Annotated in this window: 2 protein-coding genes; one reads left to right on the forward strand and one right to left on the reverse strand. The window is 73.0% G+C overall.

The annotated features are described in order from the left end of the window. Nucleotides 1-1,378 (forward strand): multicopper oxidase domain-containing protein (locus tag FRW57_RS21150; RefSeq protein WP_152186993.1); only part of this gene is annotated, 1,378 nt, incomplete at its 5' end. 50 nt (nucleotides 1,379-1,428) lie between these two features. Here the strand turns inward: FRW57_RS21150 and mnhG are convergent. Further along, nucleotides 1,429-1,830, reverse strand: coding sequence for a monovalent cation/H(+) antiporter subunit G (gene mnhG / locus FRW57_RS21155; protein ID WP_137120113.1), 402 nt, complete (start codon nucleotides 1,828-1,830; stop codon nucleotides 1,429-1,431). Between the last annotated feature and the right edge of the window lie 20 nt (nucleotides 1,831-1,850).

Raw genomic sequence — 1,850 nt, forward strand, 5'->3', positions numbered from 1 at the left:
CGCGGTCCTCGCCCTGGCGGTGGCCGGTTCCGTCGCGGTGTCCCCCCTCGCGGTCAGCGCCGGCGACGGAGCGAGCACCGCCGCGGGTGTGGCCCCCACGGGACGCACGACGACGGTGCACGTGACCGCCAAGGACATGCGCTTCCACCCGGCGTCGGTGCAGGTGCCCGCGGGCAACCGGCTGGTCATCAGGCTGACGAACACCGACCAGAGCCAGGTGCACGACCTCGCCTTGGAGACCGGACAGCACACGCGGCGGCTGGCGCCCGGCGGCAGCGCGGTGCTCGACGCCGGCGTCGTCGGTCGCAGTCTCGACGGGTGGTGCACCGTGATCGGGCACCGGCAGATGGGCATGGTGTTCCGGGTCGACGTGGTCGGTGGGCAGTCGGCCCGGCAGGCCCAGGCGACCGCTCCTGCCTCCTCCGACCAGGGTGGCATGGCCGGTCACGACATGTCGGGCTCGAGCGCGCCGTCAGATGCCTCGGGCCCGAGTGCGGCGGCAGACCTCGACTTCACTCGAAAGCCGGGCAAGGACTTCCGGGCGCGGGACGCGGCGCTCCCGCCGGTGCCGGACGGCCGCGTGCACCGGGTGTCGCTGACGGTGCGCGACCGCGACATGGAGGTCGCGCCGAGCGTGTGGCAGACCCTGTGGCCCTACGACGGGCGGGCGCCCGGCCCGGTCCTGCACGGCAGGGTGGGCGACCGGTTCGTGGTGACGCTGCACAACGAGGGCACCATGGGGCACTCGATCGACTTCCATGCCGGCACCCTGGCGCCGGACCGGCCGATGCGCACCATCGCGCCCGGGCAGTCGCTCACCTACCGGTTCACCGCCACCCGCTCCGGCATCTGGCTCTACCACTGCAGCACCATGCCGATGTCGGCGCACATCGCGAGCGGCATGTTCGGTGCGGTCATCATCGACCCGCCGGGGCTGCCCCAGGTCGACCGCAGCTACGTGCTCGTCCAGTCGGAATACTACCTCGGACCGCAGCACGGCACCGTCGACCTGACACGGCTCGCGACCGGCAACCCCGACCTCGTCACCTGGAACGGCTACGCCGACCAGTACGACTTCCGGCCGTTGCGAGCCAGGGTCGGTGAGCGCGTCCGGATCTGGGTGCTGGCGGCCGGCCCCGACCGGGGCACTGCCTTCCACGTCGTCGGCGGCCAGTTCGACACGGTCTTCAAGGAGGGCGCCTACCTGCTGCAGCCGGGCAACGCGACCCGTGGGGGCAGCCAGGTGCTCGACCTCGGTCCGGCGCAGGGCGGCTTCGTCGAGCTGACCTTCCCGCAGCCCGGCCACTACCCGTTCGTCTCGCACGCCATGATCGATGCCGAGCGCGGCGCCCACGGGATCTTCGCAGTCACTCGCTGAGCGGCTGCTCGATCCGGCCTGCCTTCACCGGTGCCGAGGTGGCTGCGCGGTCAGCTCTCGGGGGGCGTGCCGCCGTCCGGGCGGCCGTCGTCCCGCTCGAGCGCCTCGATCGCCTCGAGGTCGCCGGGGGCGGGGCTGGTGACACCGTCGACATGGTCCACCAGCCCGGTGCGGTGGGAGGCCCGGCTGAGCATGTGCCCGGAGACCGGCACGGTGAGCAGCTGGAACAGGCCGATGAGCACCAGCATGCCGATGTCCACGGGGTCCCGCAGCCGGAGACCCACACCGAGCAGCACCAGCAGGACGCCCAGCACCTGCGGCTTGGTGGCCGCGTGCATCCGGCTGAGGATGTCGCGGAAGCGCAGCAGCCCGATCGCGGCAGCGAGGCACAGCAGGGCGCCGGACACGAGCGCGACCGCACCGGCCACGTCGGCGAGCCCGGCCCAGGTCACCGCTGCCCCCTTCCGCCGGG

It is taken from the genome of Segeticoccus rhizosphaerae (genome assembly GCF_009192725.1).
Taxonomy (GTDB): Bacteria; Actinomycetota; Actinomycetes; order Actinomycetales; family Dermatophilaceae; genus Segeticoccus; species Segeticoccus rhizosphaerae.